14 protein-coding genes and 1 pseudogene are annotated in these 20,398 nt (G+C 68.9%); 4 read left to right on the forward strand and 11 right to left on the reverse strand.

The genetic code is table 11. The annotated features are described in order from the left end of the window. Positions 1 to 81: 81 nt before the first annotated feature. Entirely contained in the window at positions 82 to 1,083 is a 1,002-nt protein-coding gene (gene gap, locus ABIE51_RS17095) for a type I glyceraldehyde-3-phosphate dehydrogenase (RefSeq protein WP_157031096.1), read from the reverse strand. Positions 1,084 to 1,308: 225 nt separating this feature from the next. On the opposite strand from gap, the gene ABIE51_RS17100 reads away from it, so the two are divergent. The 4 genes and pseudogenes from ABIE51_RS17100 (at position 1,309) to ABIE51_RS17115 (ending at position 5,773) form a co-directional block, all read left to right on the forward strand. Continuing rightward, positions 1,309 to 1,932: an OmpW/AlkL family protein gene (locus tag ABIE51_RS17100; RefSeq protein WP_192631572.1), complete on the forward strand. Its 624-nt coding sequence runs from the start codon at positions 1,309 to 1,311 to the stop codon at positions 1,930 to 1,932. A gap of 82 nt (positions 1,933 to 2,014) precedes the next feature. Further along, the gene (locus ABIE51_RS17105; RefSeq protein WP_192631573.1) at positions 2,015 to 2,815 is read left to right on the forward strand and encodes a S1/P1 nuclease; all 801 of its coding nucleotides are present in this window, start codon (positions 2,015 to 2,017) and stop codon (positions 2,813 to 2,815) included. A gap of 111 nt (positions 2,816 to 2,926) precedes the next feature. Then, complete coding sequence (locus ABIE51_RS17110; RefSeq protein ID WP_192631574.1) at positions 2,927 to 3,793, forward strand: MBL fold metallo-hydrolase; 867 nt, start codon at positions 2,927 to 2,929, stop codon at positions 3,791 to 3,793. A 38-nt stretch (positions 3,794 to 3,831) separates the two neighbouring features. Then, a pseudogene (locus ABIE51_RS17115) lies at positions 3,832 to 5,773 on the forward strand (acetyl-CoA hydrolase/transferase C-terminal domain-containing protein). A gap of 311 nt (positions 5,774 to 6,084) precedes the next feature. Here ABIE51_RS17115 and tkt read toward each other — a convergent pair. The 10 genes from tkt to ABIE51_RS17165 form a co-directional block, all read right to left on the reverse strand. Further along, positions 6,085 to 8,070 carry a transketolase gene (tkt, locus tag ABIE51_RS17120; protein WP_192631576.1) on the reverse strand — a complete coding sequence of 662 codons (1,986 nt, stop codon included), beginning with the start codon at positions 8,068 to 8,070 and terminating at the stop codon, positions 6,085 to 6,087. 120 nt (positions 8,071 to 8,190) lie between these two features. Next, positions 8,191 to 9,522, reverse strand: coding sequence for a dicarboxylate/amino acid:cation symporter (locus ABIE51_RS17125; protein WP_354504588.1), 1,332 nt, complete (start codon positions 9,520 to 9,522; stop codon positions 8,191 to 8,193). 162 nt (positions 9,523 to 9,684) lie between these two features. After that, positions 9,685 to 11,034: a dicarboxylate/amino acid:cation symporter gene (locus ABIE51_RS17130; protein ID WP_354504590.1), complete on the reverse strand. Its 1,350-nt coding sequence runs from the start codon at positions 11,032 to 11,034 to the stop codon at positions 9,685 to 9,687. Between the two features lie 53 nt (positions 11,035 to 11,087). Further along, a complete protein-coding gene (locus tag ABIE51_RS17135) occupies positions 11,088 to 12,833 on the reverse strand; it encodes a BatD family protein (RefSeq protein WP_192631577.1) in 1,746 nt (581 codons plus the stop codon). Beyond that, positions 12,830 to 14,563 (reverse strand): VWA domain-containing protein, encoded by a 1,734-nt coding sequence (locus ABIE51_RS17140; RefSeq protein WP_192631578.1) that lies wholly within the window; start codon positions 14,561 to 14,563, stop codon positions 12,830 to 12,832. Before ABIE51_RS17140 ends, ABIE51_RS17135 begins: the two co-directional genes overlap by 4 nt. After that, on the reverse strand, positions 14,560 to 15,522 hold the full coding sequence (locus tag ABIE51_RS17145) for a vWA domain-containing protein (protein WP_192631760.1): 963 nt from the start codon (positions 15,520 to 15,522) through the stop codon (positions 14,560 to 14,562). Before ABIE51_RS17145 ends, ABIE51_RS17140 begins: the two co-directional genes overlap by 4 nt. A gap of 56 nt (positions 15,523 to 15,578) precedes the next feature. Next, entirely contained in the window at positions 15,579 to 16,064 is a 486-nt protein-coding gene (locus ABIE51_RS17150; RefSeq protein WP_192631579.1) for a DUF4381 domain-containing protein, read from the reverse strand. Next, positions 16,064 to 17,044, reverse strand: coding sequence for a DUF58 domain-containing protein (locus tag ABIE51_RS17155; RefSeq protein WP_502913339.1), 981 nt, complete (start codon positions 17,042 to 17,044; stop codon positions 16,064 to 16,066). Before ABIE51_RS17155 ends, ABIE51_RS17150 begins: the two co-directional genes overlap by 1 nt. Positions 17,045 to 17,108: 64 nt before the next feature. Further along, entirely contained in the window at positions 17,109 to 18,101 is a 993-nt protein-coding gene (locus ABIE51_RS17160) for an AAA family ATPase (protein ID WP_192631581.1), read from the reverse strand. 368 nt (positions 18,102 to 18,469) lie between these two features. Then, complete coding sequence (locus ABIE51_RS17165; protein WP_192631582.1) at positions 18,470 to 20,398, reverse strand: type IV pilus secretin PilQ; 1,929 nt, start codon at positions 20,396 to 20,398, stop codon at positions 18,470 to 18,472.

Below are 20,398 nucleotides of genomic sequence, written 5' to 3' on the forward strand. Positions count from 1 at the left end.
CAATGGGGCGGGATCGCGGCCCCCGGAAACAGCAAGGGCCGGCATCGAGCCGGCCCTTGCGGGTATCGCGTCGGTCGCAGGTTACTTCGCGACGACCTTGACCATTTCCAGGCACTTGTTCGAGTAGCCCCACTCGTTGTCGTACCAGCTGACGAGCTTGACGAAGGTGCCGTCGAGCGCGATGCCGGCTTCGGCGTCGAAGATCGAGGTACGCGCATCGCCGCGGAAATCGGTGGCGACGACCTTGTCTTCGGTGTAGCCGAGGATGCCCTTCAGCGCGCCTTCGGACTGCGCCTTCATTTCGGCGCAGATCTCGGCGTACGTCGCGGAGTTCTCGAGTTCGACGGTGAGGTCGACGACGGACACGTCCGAGGTCGGCACGCGGAACGACATGCCGGTGAGCTTCTTGTTGAGCTCCGGGATCACCACGCCGACGGCCTTCGCCGCGCCGGTGCTGGACGGGATGATGTTCTCCAGGATGCCGCGGCCGCCGCGCCAGTCCTTGTTGGACGGACCGTCGACGGTCTTCTGCGTCGCGGTGGTGGCGTGCACGGTGGTCATCAGGCCGCGCTTGATGCCCCACTTGTCGTGCAGCACCTTCGCCAGCGGCGCGAGGCAGTTGGTCGTGCACGACGCGTTGGAGATGATCGCCTCGCCCTTGTAGGTCGTGTGGTTCACGCCGTAGACGAACATCGGCGTGTCGTCCTTCGACGGCGCCGACTGGATGACCTTCTTCGCGCCCGCGTCGAGGTGCTTCTGGCAGGTTTCCTTCGTGAGGAACAGGCCGGTGGATTCGATGACGACGTCGGCGCCGACCTCGTCCCACTTCAGCGCGGCCGGATCCTTCTCCTGCGTCAGGCGGATCTTCTTGCCGTTGACGATCAGCGTGTTGCCCTCGACCGACACCTCGCCCTTGAAGCGGCCGTGCACGGAGTCGTAACGCAGCATGTAGGCCAGGTACTCCGGCTCCAGCAGGTCGTTGATGGCGACGATCTCGATCTCGCCAGCGAAGTTCTGCACGGCCGAGCGCAGCACGTTGCGCCCGATGCGGCCAAAGCCGTTGATGCCAACCTTGATGGTCATGAGTTCCAAGCTCCTGCGGCCGCGACGCGCGCGGCGGGTGGTCGTGAAAAGCCCGGGCGAGCGAGCCCGGACGAGGGGAAACCGCGAGCGCCCATTCTAACAGGGCAGTCCCGTTTCGCCGGCCGCCCCCGTGCCCGCGGGACTGAATTGATCATGATCAAGCGCCCGTTTGATCCGCTGCGGAGACTGGAAGCGTTCCCACACGCTTCCCAACGAGACGCTCCCATGCAAAAGACTTTCCTCGCCTGCGCGCTGGCGCTGTCCCTGGCCGGCGCCGCCACGCCCGTTCTCGCCCAGTCCAAGGGCGACTGGACGCTGGGCGTCGGCGTCCACGCGGTCGATCCGAAATCAGGCAACGGCCGCCTGGCCGACGGCACCCTGCCGGTGCGCGTCGACACCGACGTGAAGCCGACGCTCACCTTCGAATACTTCGTCCGCGACAACCTCGGCGTGGAAGTCATCGCCGCGTGGCCGTTCGAGCACGACATCAGCATCGCCGGACTGGGCACGGTGGGCAGCGCCAAGCAGCTGCCGCCGACCGTGTCGCTGCAGTACCACTTCAACACCAAGGGGAAGGTGTTGCCGTTCCTCGGCGCCGGCGTGAACTACACGACGTTCTTCAGTGAGGACACGCGTGGCGCGCTGGCCGGATCGAAGCTCAAGCTCGACGATTCCTGGGGCCTGGCCGCGCATGCGGGCGTGGACTTCGCGCTGAACGAACGCAGCGCGATCCGCATCGACGCACGCTGGATCGACATCGACACCGACGTGAAACTGGACGGCGCGGGCCTGGGCACGGTGAACATCGATCCGATCGTCTACGGCGCGGCGTACGTCATGAAGTTCTGATAGCGCGACGGTGCATCGTCCGACGCGCGAATGCGCTCGGACGGCAATCCTCCCGCAGGGCCGTGCCGGCTAAAATGCCGGCATGGCCCGCATTCTTTCCGCCCTCGTCATCGCGCTGCTCCTCGTGCCGCATCCGGCGCACGCGTGGGGCCGCCTCGGCCATCGGCTGGTCGCCGCGCTCGCGTGGGACGACCTCACGCCGCAGGCCCGCGCGCAGATCGCCAGGGTGCTGGAAGGCGAAGCCGATCCGACGCTGCCGGGCATCGCGAGCTGGGCCGACGAACTGCGCGAACACGATCCCGACCTCGGCAAGCGCAGCAGCCGCTGGCATTACGTCAACATCGCCGAGGACGACTGCCGGTACGACGCCGCGAAACACTGCAAGGACGGCGACTGCGTGGTCGAGGCGATCCGCGCGCAGACGGCGATCCTCGCCGACGCCTCGCGCAGCAAGGCCGAACGCCTGCAGGCGCTGAAGTTCGTCGTGCATTTCGTCGGCGATGCGCACCAGCCGCTGCACGCGGGTTTCGGGCGTGACAAGGGCGGCAACGATTTCCAGGTCCAGTTCGACGGCCGCGGCACCAACCTGCATTCGCTGTGGGACAGCGGCATGCTCAAGGCGGCCAACCTCGAGGAAGCCGCGTGGCTGCAGCGCTTGCGCGCGATGCCGCTGGCCGTGGACCTGCCGCCGCAGCCGTTGTCGCCGCCGTCGACGCAGTGGGCGGAAGCCTCGTGCCGCATCGTGCTTCGTCCGGGCTTCTATCCGGCGAAGGCGACGATCGGCGATGCGTACGTGCAGACGTGGCGCCCGCTGGCCGAAGAGCAACTGCGTCGTGGCGGCGCGGAACTGGCCGTGACGCTCAACGCTGCACTGTCGCGCTGATCGCGCTCGCGCCGGCCTGGTCTCGGCGGTCTTAACGAGGCCGCATCACAACGGTCGCGGCGATCCGCTAGATTGGCGCCGCGGGGCGTCCGGCCCCGCGCGGAGATCGCGATGAAGCCCGACATCCAGCCGTTCTTCCACGCCGACAGCAACACGTGGACGTACCTGGTCCGCGATCCGTCTGGCGTCGCCGCGGCCATCATCGATCCCGTGCTCGATTTCGACGCGAAGGCCGCGCGCACGTCGACCACGTCGGCACAGAAGGTCGTCGACGCCGCACGCGAACGCGGCCTCGATGTGCAGTGGATCCTGGAAACGCACGCGCATGCCGATCACCTGAGCGCCGCGCAGTGGCTCAAGTCGCAATGGCCGGATGCGCAGGTCGCCATCGGTGCGGACATCGTCGACGTGCAGAAATCCTTCGCACCGGTGTTCAACCTCGACGACAGCTTCCGCACCGACGGCTCACAGTTCGACCGCCTGTTCGCCGACGGCGACACGTTCCGCATCGGCACCATCGACGCGCGCGTCATCGCCGTGCCCGGCCACACCAGCGACAGCTGCGCCTACCTGGTCGGCGATGCGCTGTTCACCGGCGACTCGCTGTTCATGCCCGACAGTGGCACGGCGCGTTGCGACTTCCCCGGCGGCGATGCGCGCACGCTGTTCCGGTCGATCCGCCGGCTGTTCGACTCGCTCCCCGACGACACGCGCGTGTTCGTCTGCCACGACTACGGCCCGGGCGGGCGCGAGGTCGCGTGCGAGACCACGATCGGCGCGCAACGTCGCGAGAACATCCACGTGCGCGATGGAGTTCCGGAGGACGATTACGTCGCGCAGCGCACGGCGCGCGATGCGACGCTGGCGATGCCGGCGCTGATCCTCCCGGCTGTGCAAACCAACATCCGGGCGGGCGCGCTGCCGCCGCCGGACACCAACGGCATTCGCTACCTCCGGATCCCCATCGACCGGATCTGAGCGATCCGGAAGCGCGTCGATCACGTTAGGCTTCCGCCATGGAACCCCGCCCCGCTCCCCTCACCTTCGATTCGGTCGATACCGCGGCCGATTTCCTGCTCAAGCGCATCGCCGGCCCGCTGCACATCGGCGCGCCGCTTGGCCTCGGCAAGCCGCACCGGCTCCTCAACGCGCTGTATGCGCGCGTCGAGAACGACACCTCGCGCCCGCTGCACCTGTACACCGCGCTGTCGCTCGATCCGCCCGGCGGCGGAAAGGGACTCGAAGGCCGCTTCGTGAAGCCGTTCGTCGAGCGTCATTTCGGCGCGGATTTCCCGCGACTGGCGTACGTGCAGGCGCTCAAGCGCAACGCACTGCCGGCGCATGTCGAAATCGAGGAGTTCTACCTGCAATCGGGCGCGATGCTGAACTCCGTGCCGGGTGCAGCGCCGTTACGCGAGCCTGAACTACACGCACGTCGCCCGCGCGCTCGCCGACCGCGGACTCAATGCGATCGTGCAGAAGGTGGCGCGCTCGCCCGACGGTTCGCGCCTGTCGCTGTCGTGCAACACCGACCTGACCTTCGACGCGGTCGATGCCGTCGTGGCGCGCGGGTTGCCGCGCCCGCTGCTGATCGCCGAAGTCGATCCGCGCCTGCCGTGGCTCGGTGGCAGCGCGACGGTCGCGCCGGACTACTTCGACGCGATCGTGACGCCGCCGGGCCCGTATCCCCGGTTGTTCGGCCTGCCGCGCCAGCCGGTCACCGACGCCGACTACGCCATCGGCTTCCACGCGAGCACGCTGGTGGTCGACGGCGGCACCCTGCAGATCGGCATCGGCGCCCTTGCCGACGCGCTCTGTCATGCGCTCGTGCTGCGTCACGTCGACAACGAGGCGTATCGCGACGTGTTGCGCGCACTCGGCTCGCCGCGTGCGGATGACGACACGCTGTCGCCCTTCGAGCGCGGCCTGTACGGCTGCAGCGAAATGATCAACGAAGGCTTCCGCCGCCTCGTCGAAGTGGGCGTGATCAAGCGTCGCGTGGTGGACGATCTGGCGGCGATGCAGCGCATCGAACGCGGCGGCCCGAGCGCGCACGACCTGGCGCTGCTCGAACAGCAGGGCGAATTCCTGCACGGCGCGTTCTATCTTGGCTCGCCGGAGTTCTACGCGTGGATGCGCGACCTGCCGCCGGACACGCGCCGCGCGATCGGCATGCGTCGCGTTGGTGAAGTGAACGACCTGGTCGGCGACATCGAACTGGAGCGCCTGCAACGTCGCGACGCACGCTTCTTCAACACCTGCATGATGGCCACCGCGCTCGGCGCCGCGACGTCGGACGCACTGGAAGACGGACGCGTCGTGTCCGGCGTCGGCGGACAGTACAACTTCGTGGCGATGGCGCACGCGCTGCCGGACGCGCGCTCGGTGCTGATGGTGCGTTCGGTGCGCGAATCCGGGGGCCGCGTCACGTCGAATGTCGTATGGAACTACGGGCACACGACGATCCCGCGCCACCTGCGCGACGTGTACATCAGCGAGTACGGGATCGCCGACATCCGCGGACGTTGCGACGAGGATTGCGTGATGGCGATGGTGGCCATCGCCGATGTGCGTTTCCAGCAAGGTCTGATCGATGTGGCCAGGCGCGAAGGCAAGCTGCGCGCGGATTTCGCCTTGCCCCCGGCCGCGTCGCGCAACACGCCCGAACGCCTGGCTGCGGCGCTGCGTCCGTTCCACACGAGCGGCGCGCTGCCGGACTACCCGCTGGGCAGCGATTTCACGCCGGTCGAGCAGCGGCTGGTGAAGGCCTTGGCCTGGCTGAAGTCGAACACCGCGACGCGCGGCGCGAAGCTGCGCACGGTATGGCGCGCATTGGGCGCGAAGGCGCTCGATCGCGAGGCGCTTGAACGCATGGATCTTGCGTCGCCGCGGGGGTTTGGCGAGCGACTGGAAGCGAGGCTGGTGTCGCTGGCGCTGGTGGAGAGCGGGCGGGGTTAGTCGCGCCGCGCCGCAGGGCATGTACGACTGCCATTCTCCTTCTCGTCATTCCCGCGAAGGCGGGAATCCATGGACTTTTCATGCGTTCGCATTTCGCCGATCCGAAGGCGACGCGCATCAGGCAAAGCGTGGAACCGCGCTGGATTCCCGCTTTCGCGGGAATGACGATGGAGATGTGCGCCGGTGCGGAGGTGCCCAACCGCAGGAGCGGTCCGTTCTGGAAGCCCCCACGTCAAACGAAAGAAGCGGCCGAAGCCGCTTCTTTCGAATCACGAATCACGAATCACGAATCACGAATCACGAATCACGAATCAAAGCGAACGCGCCGCCTCGACCACCTTCTCGACCGTGAAGCCGAAGTACGGGAACAGCTGCTCGGCCGGGGCCGAGGCGCCGAACTCGTCGATGCCGATCACCGCGCCGTCCAGGCCCACGTACTTGCGCCAGAAATCGGTGACGCCGGCTTCGATCGCCACGCGCTTGCGGCAGGCCTTCGGCAGGACCGATTCGCGGTACGCCGGGTCCTGGCGATCGAACACCGTCGTCGACGGCATCGACACCACGCGCACCTGGTCGCCGAGCTGCTTGGCGGCATCCATGGCCAGGCCGACTTCCGAACCGGTCGCGATGATGATCAGCTCCGGTGCGCCGACCGAATCCTTCAGCACGTAACCGCCGCGCTCGATGTCCGCGACCTGCTGCGCGCTGCGCTGCTGGTGCGCGAGGTTCTGGCGCGAGAAGATCAGGCAGCTCGGGCCGTCGTTGCGCAGGATCGCGGCCTTCCAGCACGCCGCCGATTCCACCGCGTCGCACGGGCGCCACACGTCGTTGTGCGGGATGTAGCGCAGCGAGGCGATGTGCTCGATCGGCTGGTGCGTCGGGCCGTCCTCGCCCAGGCCGATGGAGTCGTGCGTGTAGACGTGGATCGCGTGCGAGCCCATCAGCGCGCTCATGCGCACGGCGTTGCGCGCGTAATCGCTGAACACCAGGAAGGTCGCGTCGAACGGGATGAAGCACTCGTGCAGCCCCAGGCCGTTGCTGATCGCCGTCATGCCGAACTCGCGCACGCCGTAGTAGACGTAGTTCGCGTTCGGATCGTCGGTCGCGACGGATTTGCTGCCCTTCCACAGGGTCAGGTTGGAATGCGCGAGGTCGGCCGAACCGCCGATCAGCTCCGGCAGCAGCGGCGCGAAGGTTTCAATAGCCATCTGCGACGCCTTGCGCGAGGCGATGGTCGGGCCGTCGGCCTGCAGCTTGGCGATGTACTCGTCGGCCGCCTTGACGAAGCCGTCCGGCAGTTGGCCGCGCGAACGGCGCGTCAGTTCGGCGGCGAGTTCCGGGAACTGCTTGGCGTACGCGTCGAACAGCTTGTTCCAGGCCTTCTCTTCGCCGGCGTGGTCGCGCTTGCGCCAACCGTCGTAGATCTCCTGCGGGATCTCGAACTCGCCGTAGTTCCAGTTGAGCGCCGCGCGCGTGGCGGCCACTTCGTCCTTGCCCAGCGCGGCGCCGTGCGAGGACTCCTTGCCGGCCTTGTTCGGCGAACCAAAACCAATGGTGGTCCGGCAGCAGATCAGCGTCGGCTTGTCGGTCGACTTCAGCGCCTGCTCGATGGCGGCCTTGATCTTCTCCGCGTCATGCCCGTCGACGCCGCGGATCACGTTCCAGCCATAGGCTTCGAAACGCTTCGGCGTGTCGTCGGTGAACCAGCCGTCGGTGTTGCCGTCGATGGAGATCTTGTTGTCGTCCCAGAAGGCCACGAGCTTGTGCAGGCCCCAGGTGCCTGCGAGCGAGGCCGCTTCGTGCGAGATGCCTTCCATCAGGCAGCCGTCGCCCATGAACACCCAGGTACGGCTGTCGACCACGGAGAAGTCCGGCTTGTTGAAGCGCTGCGAGAGCAGCTTCTCGGCCAGCGCCATGCCGACCGAGTTGGCGAAGCCCTGGCCGAGCGGACCGGTGGTGGTCTCGATGCCGGGCGTCATGAAGTTTTCCGGGTGGCCCGGCGTCTTCGAATGCAGCTGGCGGAAGTTCTTCAGCTCCTCGATCGGCAGGTCGTAACCGGACAGGTGCAGCAGCGCGTACTGCAGCATCGAGCCGTGGCCGTTGGACAGCACGAAGTGGTCGCGGTTGAACCAGTCCGGATTGGCCGGGTTGTGGCGCAGGTAGTCGTTCCAGAGCACCTCGGCGATGTCCGCCATGCCCATCGGCATGCCCGGATGGCCGGAATTGGCGGCCTGCACCGCGTCGATGGCGAGGAATCGGATGGCGTTGGCGAGGTCGCGGCGGCTGGGCGTCGTCATGGCGTCGGGCGGTCTTCGGCTGCGGGAGGAGGCCGCGCGGGGCTCCGGGCGCGCTGCCCGGCCGGCGGACGCCCATTGTCACACCCCGGGCCGGGGATGTCGCCCCGGCCTTCGCCCCGATCAGGCGTCTTCCAGCGCTCCCGGCCCGTCCGGTTCGCCCTTCGACACCACGGTGGCCAGCATGAGGTCGCCGGTCACGTTGAGCGTGGTGCGGCACATGTCGAGGAAGCGGTCGACGCCCAGGATCAGGCCGATGCCTTCCGGCGGCACGCCGACCATGCCGCAGATCAGCGCGACGACCGGCAGCGAACCGGCCGGCACGCCCGCGGTGCCGATGCCGCCGAGGATGCAGACGAACATCACCGTGAACTGCTGCGCGAGCGTCAGCTCCACGCCGAAGAACTGCGCGAGGAACAGCACGGTGACGCCTTCGAACAGCGCCGTGCCGTTCTGGTTCGCCGTGGCGCCGACGGTCAGCACGAAGCGCGATACGCGACTGGGCAGGCCGAGCTTCTCGTCGGCCACGCGCAGCGACGTCGGCAACGTCGCGTTCGACGACGCCGTGGAAAACGCCATCACCATCGCCTCCTGCACGCCGCGGAAGAATCGCACCGGCGAGTAGCCGGCGGCGAACTTCAGCACCAGCGAATAGACGACGAACTGGTGCAGCGCCAGCGCGAGCACGACCACGCCGACGTACGCGCCCAGACTGCGCAGCAGTTCCCAGCCGAACAGCGCGGCGAGGTTGAACATGAAGCAGAAGACCGCGTACGGCGCCAGTCGGATGACCAGCCCGATCAGCGTCATCGACACGTCGAACAGGCCTTCGATGCCGCGTTGCAGCGTTTCGGTCGCCTTCGTGCGCGTGAGCACGAGCCCGATGCCGAGCATCAGCGCGAAGAACATCACCGCGAGGATGGTGTTGTCGGCGGCGGCCTTCACCACGTTGTCGGGGACGATGGACACCAGCATGTCCAGCCCCTTGGGCTGATCGCTGGCGCTGCCGACGATGGCGCTGGCGCGTTCGGCGCCTTCGTTGAGCAGCGCCTGCGCGCGCGCCGGATCGACGCCCGCGCCCGGCTGCAGCCAGTTGACCAGCACCAGGCCGAGGACCACCGCGATGCCCGACACGACGATCGTATAGGCCAGCGTGCGCCAGCCGATGCGGCCGAGCGATCGGACGTCGCCCATTTCGGCCACGCCCATCACCAGTGCAGAGAACAGCAGCGGGATGACGAGCATGAAGATCAGCCGCAGGAACAGCGTGCCTGCCGGCGTGGTGACGTTGCTGGTGATCCACTGCACCCACGGGGCGTCGGCGCCGACGGTGGAATGCACGATGAGCCCGAGGACCAGGCCGGCGACGAAACCGATCGCCATCTTCCAGTGGAGCGGCATCCGGCCGTTATCGGTGCCTTTCGTGTTCGTGTCGCGGTCGCGTTCGGGCGTCATCCCGGAACTCCACGCTGCGGCGGGAATCCAGCATGATGCAGAAACCGGCGTGGAGGGCGTCTTCATCCCTCACTTCGCGTGCGACGCCCGATTGGGCATGCGCGATGCACGGATCGCGCACGCACTGCCGATGCCGCCGGGCGATGCCGGCGGCGATGCGCGTCAGCCGGCAGCTTCCGGCGCGGTGTCGGCCGGCATCACGACCTCGCTTTCGGCCACGTCGCCGCTGCGGTTCGCCACGACGACGGCGGTCGCGAGATCGCCGGTGACGTTGAGCGCGGTGCGGCACATGTCGAGGAAGCGATCGACGCCGAGGATGATGCCGACGCCTTCGGCCGGGATGCCGAGCACGGCGCAGATCATGGCGATCACCGGCAACGAACCGGCCGGGACGCCCGCGGTGCCGATGCCGCCGAGCAGGCACAGGCCCAGCACCATCACCTGGTGCATCAGCGTCAGTTCGACGCCGAACGCCTGCGCGAGGAACAGCACCGTGATGCCTTCGAACAGCGCGGTGCCGTGGTGGTTCGCCGACGCACCGACGGTCAGCACGAAGCGCGCGACCTTGCGCGGCAGCTTCAGGTTCTGCTCGGCCACGCGCAGGGTCACCGGCAGCGTGCCGGTCGAGGACGCGGTTGCGAACGCGGTCAGCAGCGCTTCCTGGCTGCCGCGGAAGAACGCGCGCGGACTCATGCCGCCGGCGAACTTCACCCACAGCGGCAGCACGATGAACATGTGCACGGCGATCGCCAGCACCACGGTCAGCGCGAACTTGCCCAGCACCAGCAGCAGTTCCCAGCCGAACTGCGCGCACAGCGCGAACATCAGGCACGCCACCGCGTACGGCGCGAGCTTGATGATCATGCCGATCAGGCGCATGCAGATTTCGAACAGGCCCTGCACCGCATTCTTGAACGCCTGCGTGTGCGGGCTCGGCGTCATCACCAGGCCGATGCCGAGCATGAGCGCGAAGAACATCACGCCGAGCTTCTGCTTGTCGTCAACCGCGGCAGCGAGCACGTTCTTCGGCACGATGCCCAGCAGCATCTTCATGAAGTCCAGCTGCTGGCCGGTGGCGGCGATCTCGCCCGCCTTCTGCGCGCCCTGCGCCATCGCCTGGTCGAGCATGCCGCGATCCAGCCCCTGGCCCGGCGCGATGAGGTTCACCATCACCAGGCCGATGGCGACCGCGATGAGCGTGACCACCGCGGTGTAGATCAGCGTGCGCCAGCCCAGTCGGCCGAGGCTCGCGACGTCGCCCAGTTCCGCCACGCCCAGCACCAGCGCCGAGAACATCAGCGGCAGCACGAGCATGAAGAGCAGCGCGAGGAAGATCTGGCCGATCGGCTGCGCGACGTAGCTCACCGCGCCGAGCACGAAGGGCGAGCCCGGCGCGATGAAGTGCGCGAACAGGCCCAGCACCGCGCCTGCGATGAAGCCCAGCAGCACCTTGATGTGGAGGGGCATCCCCTTCGCCGGCATGCGGGCTTCGGGCAGGGCGATGTGGCTCATTCGGCGCGTCTCGTCGGCAAAATCAGCCGGCGAGATTACACCAGCTCGGCGCCTCAGCCTTCCTGCTGCGGCCCGCCGCCCGGGTACAGCGGTGGCAGCGGCGACGCCGTCCGGGTGGGTACGGAGCGCCAGGTCGGCCCCTTGGCGAAGGCGCGACGCAGCGCCTCGCGCGCGGTGACTGCGCTGCCGCCGCCCCAGCGGGCGCGCTGGAGTTCGTCCACGGCCTCGCGCTGGTCGGTGTCCGCCAGGCGGGCGCGGACTTCGTCCAGGTCGCGCGCGGACGGATGGGCCATCGCGCACAGGGCGTCGGCCACGTCGCCGAGGTCGCCGCGGTCGATCAGTCGCTTGAGGTCGACATGCCCGCCGGCCGCCGGTGGCGCGGGCGCGTCGCCCTGCGCTTTGGGCGCGACCTTCGCCGCGTCGCCGCGATGCAGGCCCCACACCAGCGTGACGAGCCACAGCGCCGCGAACAGCAGCGCGACGAGCACCCAGGCCCGGTTCGCGCCGCCCAGATCGGTGAAGCGCGCGGCGGTGCCCGACGTGTCCGTGCCGCCCGGCGTTGTCGAAATCGTTCCCGAGGGCGACGGCGCCGCGCCCGGCGAGCCGTTGCCCGCATTGGCGGGGGTGCCCGGCAACACCGTCCATGACAGCGGTGGCAGGTTCGACGTCTGCGCCTGCCCGGCGCGTACGTCCCACCAGCGCAGTTGCAGGCCGGCCATGCTCGCCTTGCCCTCGCGCGCCGGCACGAGCGAGAAGCGCCGCGTGAGCTTCACCCGCGGGCGCCCGTCGACGAAACGTTCGTCGGCCTGCACCGGTTCGGCGAACACCTGCACGCCGTCGATTGGCGGCAGTTGCAGTTCCGGCATCTGCGCGGCGGTGGCGCCATCGGCGAGCGCTTCGACCGTCACCGTCGCGGCGTTGCCGACGCGCAGTTCCTGCGGCGTGGACTGGTAGCGCAGCGTCAGGTTCTGCAACGGAAGCCACGGCTGCGGCGCATTTGCCGGCGCGGGTTGGACGTCGAGCTTGCGCGGCGTGCCCTGTGCTTCGAGCGCGCCGCCGCGACCGCCGCCGAGCAGGTCGTCGAAGAACCCGCCGGCACCACGGCCTTCGAAACGCGCCGGCGGCACCGTCAGCATGCCGCTGCGCTCGGGCACCAGCAGGAAGCGGCGTTCGACCACGTGATAGCGACGCCCGCCGATGTCGCGCTGGTATTGCGCGTCGTCGCCCACGCGCTGCAGCGATGCCCCGTCGGGCGCGTCCTGGTCGAGCTGTCCCGAAATCAATGGCGTCGCCGAATACAGCCGCACGACCCAGCCGACCGACTGCTGCACGTACGGATCGGGGTCATCGGCTTCGCTTTCGATGAACACGTCTTCGGTGCGCGTCGGCGATGGCGCGGCCGAAGGCGCGACCGTCAGCGGGATCGGCTGCGTGCGCAGGCTGCCGACGTTGAGCGCGGGCACGGTGATCACGCCATCGCGGCGCGGACGCAGCGCCACGGCGTACAGCGTGCGCACCGTGCTGCCGCCGGTGCCCATCACGAACTCGCGTCGGCTCGTGCGCCCGCTGACGAAGAAATCGGTGAGCAGCGGCGCGTAGTCGGGTTCGGTCGATGTCGTCGCGGCGGTGCTTTCGATGTTGAGCGTGACCGTTTCGCCCATGGCGATGCGGTCGCGATCGAGCCACGCGCGCACCTGCGCCGCGGCGTTCATGCTGGCCAGCGCGAGCAGCAGCAACAGCGTCGCGCGCGCGAACCAGCGGGGCCGGAGAGCCGGTAACGGGAAGCTCGCGACGTTCATTCGTTGCCCTCGCCGCTGTTGTTGCGGCGCTCGTACTCGATGCGGAATTTCTCTCGCAACAGGCCACCCGGATCGTCCGGCACGCGGCGCAGCCACGCTTCGTTCGCCAGGCGTTGTTCGCGCTGCTGCGGCGTTTCGTTGCGCGACGGGGCGTCCTGCGGCGGCTTCGCCTGACCTTGCTGTTGCAGCGCGCGTTGCATGCGTTCGCGCTGCGCGGCGTCGGCCTCGCGCTGCTTCTGCGCATCCGCCGGCGAGCCTTCCGATGACGGCTTGTCGGCCGGATCCTGCTTCTGCGAATCCCGCGGTTGCGGCTCGGACTGCTGCGACTTGTCCTGCTGCGATTGCGGACCCTGCTGCCCCTGTCCGGACTGCGGCTTCTGGTCGGACTTGGATTTGTCCTGGTCCTTCGACTGCCCGCCACCGCCCTGCGGTGGCTTGCGCTTCATCGCCGCCTGCACCGCGCGCTTGTTGGCGATGGCGTCTGGCATGTCCGGCTGGCGTTTGAGCGCCTCGTCGTAGGCGGCGATCGCCTGCGGATACTGGCCGGCTTTCGCCAGCGCGTTGCCGCGGTTGTAGTGCGCGTCTGCGCTGTCGGCCGACTGGTACGCCTGCGCGGCGGCGTTGAAATCGCCGCGCCGGAACGCCTCGTTGCCCTGCGCGATGTGCGCGTGTTCGATCTGGTCGGCGCGGCGCCAGAGGTCCGCGGCTTTCACCGGCGTCCACAGCACGCACATCGCGATCATCGCCAGCGCCGCGCGGCGCCGGAATGCGAACAGCGCCAGCAGCATCAACGGCGGCAGCAGCCAGTAACCCTCGTCCTGCCACGCGCTGCCACGCTTGCCGTCCACGCGCGTGGCGTCCTCGGTGTCGGTTGGATCGAGCACGCCCAGCGCGCGCAGGTCGCCGTCGTCGCTGGCGATGCGCGCGTATCTGCCGTTGCCGGCGGAGGCGAGACCGCGCAACGAGCCTTCGTCGAGCCGCGCGTTGGCGAAGGTGCCGTCGCCGCGGCGGTACGGGGCGCCGGCTTCGGCGCCGACGCCGAGCACGTCCACGCGGAAACCCTGCTTCGCCGCAGCCGAGGCGGCATCGTTCGCGCCGTCGCCAGCGTGGTCGGTCATCAGCAGGATGCGGCCGCGATCGAAGCCGGACTGCTTCAGCAACTGCACCGAAGATTCGATCGCGCGATCGGCGCGCTGGCCGTCGACGGGCATCACGTCGGGCGACAGTGCGTCGAGGAACAGCGCGACGTTGGCGGCGTCTTCGGTGAGCGGCGCGACGGTGAACGCATCGTCGGCGAACGCCACGAGCGCGACCTGTCCGCCCTGGCGTTCGCGCAGCAGCGTGGACAGCTTCGCGCGCGACTGCGCCAGTCGCGACGGTGGTAGATCGGCTGCAAGCGCGGCGCCAGAGAGATCGACCGCAACCACCAGCGGCGTGCGGCTCTGCCACAGCGGTTGCGGCGTCTGCCGCCAGCTCGGCCCGGCGAGCGCGAACACCGCGAGGACGTACGCAAGCCCCGCGACCCATGCGCCCCAGCGAACGCGCGCACCGCCGCGTTCGACGAGCAGGTGCGGCAGCAGATGGGCATCGACGTTCTCGCGCCAGACGCTCGCGCGACGTCGCCGCACGCGCCACAAACCGAGCAGCACCGGCAACGCGAGCAGCGCCCACAACCATTGCGGACGCAGCAGATGCAGCGACGCGAGCGACAGATCGGCGAAGGGGTTCATGCGCGCCTCCGCTGCGGCCAGGCGAACGCGAGCAACGCCAGCGCGAACGCTGCGCCGAGCGGCCACGGATAACGTTCGATGCGCGGGCGCACTGCCTGCCCGGGGCGTTCGATCGGTTCGAGCCGGTCGATTTCGGCATAGATGCCGGCGAGCTGTGCGGTGTCGCGCGCGCGGAAGAAGCGGCCGCCGGTGCTGCTGGCGATCTCGCGCAGCGTCGCTTCGTCGATCTCGTCGCCGGCGCCGGGCATCGGCACCGGCAGGCCGAACAGCGACATCGTGCCTTCGCCGCCGAACGCGATGGTGTGGATGCGCACGCCTTCGGCCTTCGCGATTTCGGCCGCCTTCTTCGGTTCGAGCAGGCCCGCGGTGTTCACGCCGTCGGTCAGCAGCACCAGCACGCGCTGCTCCGCCGGCTGCCCGCGCAGACGCTTGGTCGCCAGCGCGATGGTGTCGCCGATGGCGGTTTCCTGGCCGGCCAGGCCAATCACGCTGTCTTCGAGTTGCTGGCGAACCGAGGCGAGATCGAGCGTGAGCGGCGTCAACGCATACGCGCGACGACCGAACACGATCAGGCCGACGCGATCGCCGCGGCGGCGGTCCAGGAAGTCGGCGAGCACGGCTTTCGCTGCGGTAAGACGATCGACGGTATTGCCGCCGAGTTCCATGTCGGGCTCGCGCATGCTGCCGGAGAGGTCGAGCGCGAGCATCAGGTCGCGGCCCACCTGTGGCGGTTGCACCGCGTCGCCGAGTTGCTGCGGACGTGCCGCCGCGACGCACAGCGCGATCCACGCCAGCCACACGAGCCAGTTCGCGCGCGAACCGAAGGCCGTGCGGCCACCCGCGTGCGCAACGCGATCCAGCCGGTCGCCGAACGGCGCGCGCAACGCGGCCGACGACGCATGACGCGCCGGGGGCAGCAGCCATCGCGCGAACCACGGCAGCGGCAGCGCGAGCAGCATCCACGGCCACGCGAAGTGCTCGTGCAGCGACAGGAACGGAGCGAGCAGCGCGTCGATCACCGGGGCGCGCCCATCCAGTGCAGGAAGCGTTCGCGCGCGAGCGCGCGCAGCACGGCGACGTCGCCGGGATTCACATCGCGACGGAATCCGCCGTCGAGCAGCAACCGGCCGGGGCCTTCGGAAAAATCGGTTCGAGCAGGCGCCTTGCGCTTGCGCTTCGGACCGGCGGCGTCGAGATGACGCAGCCAGTCCTCGCCATGCAGCGTGTCGGCGCGCGCGTCCTGCATCCGTGCGGCGCGGCGCAGCAGCTCGGACATCGCCGCGACCTGTTGCGGCGGCGTGGATGCCGAATCGACCTCGCGATCGAACAAGGCGGCGATAGCGGCACGCCGACGGCGCACGCGCGCACGCCACCACGCGAAGACAACGAACGTCGCGACCACCACACCGGCGACGATCCACCAGCCCGGCGCGGGCGGCCACCACGACGGCGCCGTCGTGGCGTGGATGTCGCGCAGGACGAGCGATGCGGGCGCGGCCATCACGCCACCAGCGGCCGGTTGCGGCCGAGCAGCGGCAGCCACGATGCGCTCTCGGCCTGCGTCGACAACGCCTGGACGCGCACCCCGCGCGCAGGCAGCTGCGCGAGCGCCGCTTCGAGCGGGCGACCGAATTCGTTGCGCCACGCCTGTCGCTGCGCGGCCACCGAGAGATCAACATCGATGCGGTGTGCATCTCGCGCCATGTCGACGCTGCTGCCGCCGAGGAACGGCAACGACGCCTTGGGCGGCGCGACTTCCAGCGGGTCGGTCAGCAGCAGCACGATCACTTCGTGATGGTGCGCGAGCGCGGGCCATCGTTGCGCCGGCAGCGCGGCGATGCTCGCCGGATCGGCAAGCACCACCAGCCGCGAGCCCGGACGCAGCAGGCGCTGTGCATGATCGAGCGCGACGCCGAGGCCGGCATCGTCCTCCGGCGGACGCGCATACCAGCGCACCAGCGCGTCGAGCACACGCAACGCGCCACGCGGACCGGCGGCGGGCGGGATCGGCGCTTCGCGCTGGCTGCCGCGCAGCGCGGCGATGCGATCGCCGTCGCGCACTGCGGCCCATGCGGCGACCGCGCCGGCGCGCGCCGCCTGCACCGACTTGAAGCGCACGCGCGTGCCGAAATAGAGCGAGGGCGAGGTGTCGGCGACGATCAGGCTCAGGCGCTCGCGCTCGGCCTGGAAGAGCTTGGTGTGCGCGCGGCCTGTGCGCGCGGTGAGGCGCCAGTCGATGTGGCGCGCGTCGTCGCCGGCCACGTACTCGCGCGACTCGGCGTATTCCATGCCACGGCCGCGCAACGGCGACAGGGCGTGGCCGCTTACGCCGAAGCGACCGCGCTGGGCCGGACGTCGCCCTGCGACGGCCTGCCGCAACGCGACCAGTTCCGGCAGCGTCGGCACGACGCCGTTGCCGGAGGTGTCTTCGCGGGTTGGCGTGGAGGTGGACACGATCGATTCGGGAGCGTTGGACGTCAGGGTCGATTGAAACCGCTGGAGCGCAGACCTGGAGTGAGCGACGCGCGACGCGTCACGCGAAGCCTTACGGCAACGGGACGCGCTGGAGCAGCTCGACGACCAGGCGTTCGCCATCCCAGCCTTCGGCCGTGGCTTCGTAGCTGGGGAGGATGCGATGGCGCAGCACGTCGGGCGCGACGGCGCGCACGTCGTCGGGCGTGACGAAATCGCGCCCGGCGAGCCACGCGTGAGCACGCGCGCAGCGTTCCAGCGCGATCGAGCCGCGTGGGCTGGCGCCCCAGGCGATGCGGCGTGCGAGTGTCACGTCGTAGCGCGCGGCATCGCGCGAGGCGAGCACCAGTTCGATCAGGTAGCGTTCGACCGCAGGCGCCAGGTGCAGGTCGAGCACGGCGTTGCGCGCGGCGAAGACATCGTCCATCGGCATGCGTTCGACCGCGGCGGCTACCTGCTGCGTGGCCTGGCGTGCGCGCTCGCGGGCGAGCCGGAGGATTTCGGTCTCGGCGGCGGCCTGCGGATACCCGATGCGCACGTACATCAGGAAGCGGTCGAGCTGCGCTTCCGGCAGCGGGAAGGTGCCTTCCTGCTCGATCGGGTTCTGCGTCGCCATCACCAGGAACAGCGGCGGCAGCGCGTAGGTCGCGCGGCCGACGGTCACCTGCCGCTCGCCCATCGCTTCGAGCAGGGCGGACTGGACCTTGGCGGGCGCGCGGTTGATTTCGTCGGCCAGCAGGATCGGATGGAAGATCGGACCGGGCTGGAATTCGAAGCGGCCCTCCTGCGGACGCCACACCTCGGTGCCGGTGAGGTCGGCCGGGAGCAGGTCGGGCGTGAACTGGACGCGGGCGAAATCGGCTTCCAGGCGGGATGCGAGGGCGCGGATCGCGCTGGTCTTCGCCAGGCCCGGGGCACCCTCGACCAGCAGGTGGCCGTCGGCCAGCAGGGCGATCAGCAGGCGGTCGATCAGGGCCGACTGGCCGACGATCTCGGCCGATAAGGCGTCCCGCAGGGCGCGGAAGGCGTCGTGCAGGCGGGACAGATCGTCGCTGCGGCGGTCCATGGCGGTCTCGGTGGGGAATCCGGGCCAGTTTGACCGAAGACGGACGATGCAGTTCACGCATCGCGTCATTCATTCAGCAATGAAAAGCAGAAGGGCCCCGAGGGGGCCCTTTGGCGTGCGTGGCGCGTGGCGTCGGATGCTATTGCGCTACTGCTGTCGTCCAGGGCGAAGCGTGACTGGCTTCGGATCGCCCTGCCGACCGCGGCGGGGCGTTCGTCAGGCCACGCGGCAGTGCCGCGTAGCACCGGATGCTGTAGCGCTACTGCTGCCATCCATGGCGATGGGTTTCTAGCTTCGGATCGCCCGGCCCGGTCATCCGTGGCCGGGCGTTCGCGCACGCGCGGACCAGTGGTCCGCAGCGCGTGCGCTCACCCCCGCTGTTCGACCTTCATCACCTTCGGGGTGACCATGATCAGCAGCTCGGCCTTGTCCTTGCTGCGACCCTTCTTCTTGAACAGGTTGCCCAGGAAGGGGATGTCGCCCAGGAACGGCACCTTCGAGATGTCGCTGCGATCGCGGAACTCGTAGACGCCACCGATCACGACGGTCTGGCCGTCCTCGACCAGCACGGCGGTGTTGACCTCGCGCTTGGCGATGGTCGGCACCTGGCCGATCGACGTGTCGACGTAGCCTTCGACTTCGTCCTTCTTGACGTTCATGTTCAGGAACACGCGGCCGTCGTGGGTGATGGTCGGGGTGACCTTCAGCTCCAGCAGCACGTCCTTGAACTGCACGTTCGGGATCGGGATCGTCGTGCTGCCCTGCGACGGCGAGATCGTCACGTAGCCCACTTCCTGGCCCTGGCGGATGACCGCCTCGCGCTGGTTGCTGGTGACCAGGCGCGGATTGGAGATCACTTCTCCGCGACCCTCTTCCTGCATTGCCGACAGTTCGATGTCGAGCGCATAACCGGCGTTGAGGATCTGCAGCGCCACCGAGCCGGCCGGGTTCAGCACGCCCAGGTTGCTCATCGGGCCCTTGAACAGGGTCGGCAGGTCGCCCGACTGGCCGGCTTCCGCCAGCGAGCCGCGCGTCTGGTCGTTGTTCTCGATCGTGTCGTTGAAGAAGTACTTGCCATCCTTCGTACCGGCGATGCCGAAACGCGCGCCGAGCTCACGTGCGAAGGTGTCCTGCGCGATGACCACGCGGCCTTCGATCAGCACCTGGTCGACCGGACGGTCGATCACGTGGATCAGCTGCTTCATCTCCGCGACCTTCTTCGGGATGTCGCTGATCATGAGCGTGTTGGTGCGCTCGTCGGCGACCAGGCGGCCGCGCGGCGACAGGAAGCCGCTGTCGTTGTTGTTGCTACCGCCGCCGCCCTGGCCACCGCCAGAACCGCCGCCGATGCCCTTGGCTTCGGTCAGCGCTTTGAAGATCTGCGCGGCGTTGTGGTAGTTGATCTGGATGTATTCCGTCGTCAGGTCGACGCGGTTGTCCAGCGCGATGCGGGCGTCTTCCTTGTCCTGCTCGTACTTGGCGATCTCGGCCTGCGGGGCGACCCACACGACGTTGCCGCTGCGGCGCTTGTCCAGGCCCTTGGCCTGCAGGACGATGTCCAGCGCCTGGTCCCACGGCACGTTCATCAGGCGCAGGGTGACGTTGCCCGACACGGTGTCGGCGGCCACGATGTTCAGGCCGGACTCTTCGGCGATCAGCTGCAGCACCGTGCGAACCGGCACGTCCTGGAAGTTGAACGTCACCGGACGGCCGCTGTAGCTGCGCGCACCGGTCGCCGGGGCCTTGCCCGTCGTCGACTGGCCGACGGCGCGACCCGTGGCGGCACCGGTGCGCGGCACGATCTCGACGATGTACTCGCGACCGGTCTGGTACGCCATGGATTCGAAGTTGCCGCTCATGTCGAGCACGAGCTGCGTGCCGGCACCGCTGGTGCGCGCGTCGATGCGCTGCACCGGCGTGGCGAAGTCCACCACGTTCAGCGGCTTGCGCAGCGAGTCGGGCAGCTTGGCGTTGCCGACGTTGACCACCACGCTCTGGCCCTGGTTGCGCAGGTCCGGCGCGGCGCCATCGCCGCTGAACTTCACGACCAGGCGGCCGGAACCGTCGCTGCCCCGCTTGAAGTCGATGTTGGACACCTCGACGGTGCCCGGCAGTTGCTTGGACGGATCCAGGCTCGCCGGCGGCGCGACGGCCGTCGGCGCAGCCGGCGCCGGCGTGGCGGCGTGGACGGCGCTGACGGCGGCGATCGCACCGATCAGCAGGCCAATGGACCCGCTACGCAGCAGGGGGCGACGATCAGCGCGCGCGCTGAAGCTACCCGGTTCAAAAACGGTCAT

It is taken from the genome of Lysobacter sp. OAE881 (assembly GCF_040546665.1).
Taxonomy (GTDB): Bacteria; Pseudomonadota; Gammaproteobacteria; order Xanthomonadales; family Xanthomonadaceae; genus Lysobacter_J; species Lysobacter_J soli.

Bases quoted from the DNA above. Each gene is read 5' to 3' on its own strand.
- ABIE51_RS17110 (WP_192631574.1), top strand. From the start codon at position 2,927: ATGAAGCCCGACATCCAGCCGTTCTTCCACGCCGACAGCAACACGTGG.
- ABIE51_RS17160 (WP_192631581.1), bottom strand. From the start codon at position 18,101: ATGGACCGCCGCAGCGACGATCTGTCCCGCCTGCACGACGCCTTCCGC.
- tkt (WP_192631576.1), bottom strand. From the start codon at position 8,070: ATGACGACGCCCAGCCGCCGCGACCTCGCCAACGCCATCCGATTCCTC.
- ABIE51_RS17135 (WP_192631577.1), bottom strand. From the start codon at position 12,833: ATGAACGTCGCGAGCTTCCCGTTACCGGCTCTCCGGCCCCGCTGGTTC.
- ABIE51_RS17150 (WP_192631579.1), bottom strand. From the start codon at position 16,064: ATGGCCGCGCCCGCATCGCTCGTCCTGCGCGACATCCACGCCACGACG.
- ABIE51_RS17100 (WP_192631572.1), top strand. From the start codon at position 1,309: ATGCAAAAGACTTTCCTCGCCTGCGCGCTGGCGCTGTCCCTGGCCGGC.
- ABIE51_RS17145 (WP_192631760.1), bottom strand. From the start codon at position 15,522: ATGCTGCTCGCGCTGCCGCTGCCGTGGTTCGCGCGATGGCTGCTGCCC.
- ABIE51_RS17165 (WP_192631582.1), bottom strand. From the start codon at position 20,398: ATGACCGTTTTTGAACCGGGTAGCTTCAGCGCGCGCGCTGATCGTCGC.
- ABIE51_RS17125 (WP_354504588.1), bottom strand. From the start codon at position 9,522: ATGACGCCCGAACGCGACCGCGACACGAACACGAAAGGCACCGATAAC.
- ABIE51_RS17140 (WP_192631578.1), bottom strand. From the start codon at position 14,563: ATGAACCCCTTCGCCGATCTGTCGCTCGCGTCGCTGCATCTGCTGCGT.
- ABIE51_RS17105 (WP_192631573.1), top strand. From the start codon at position 2,015: ATGGCCCGCATTCTTTCCGCCCTCGTCATCGCGCTGCTCCTCGTGCCG.
- gap (WP_157031096.1), bottom strand. From the start codon at position 1,083: ATGACCATCAAGGTTGGCATCAACGGCTTTGGCCGCATCGGGCGCAAC.
- ABIE51_RS17130 (WP_354504590.1), bottom strand. From the start codon at position 11,034: ATGAGCCACATCGCCCTGCCCGAAGCCCGCATGCCGGCGAAGGGGATG.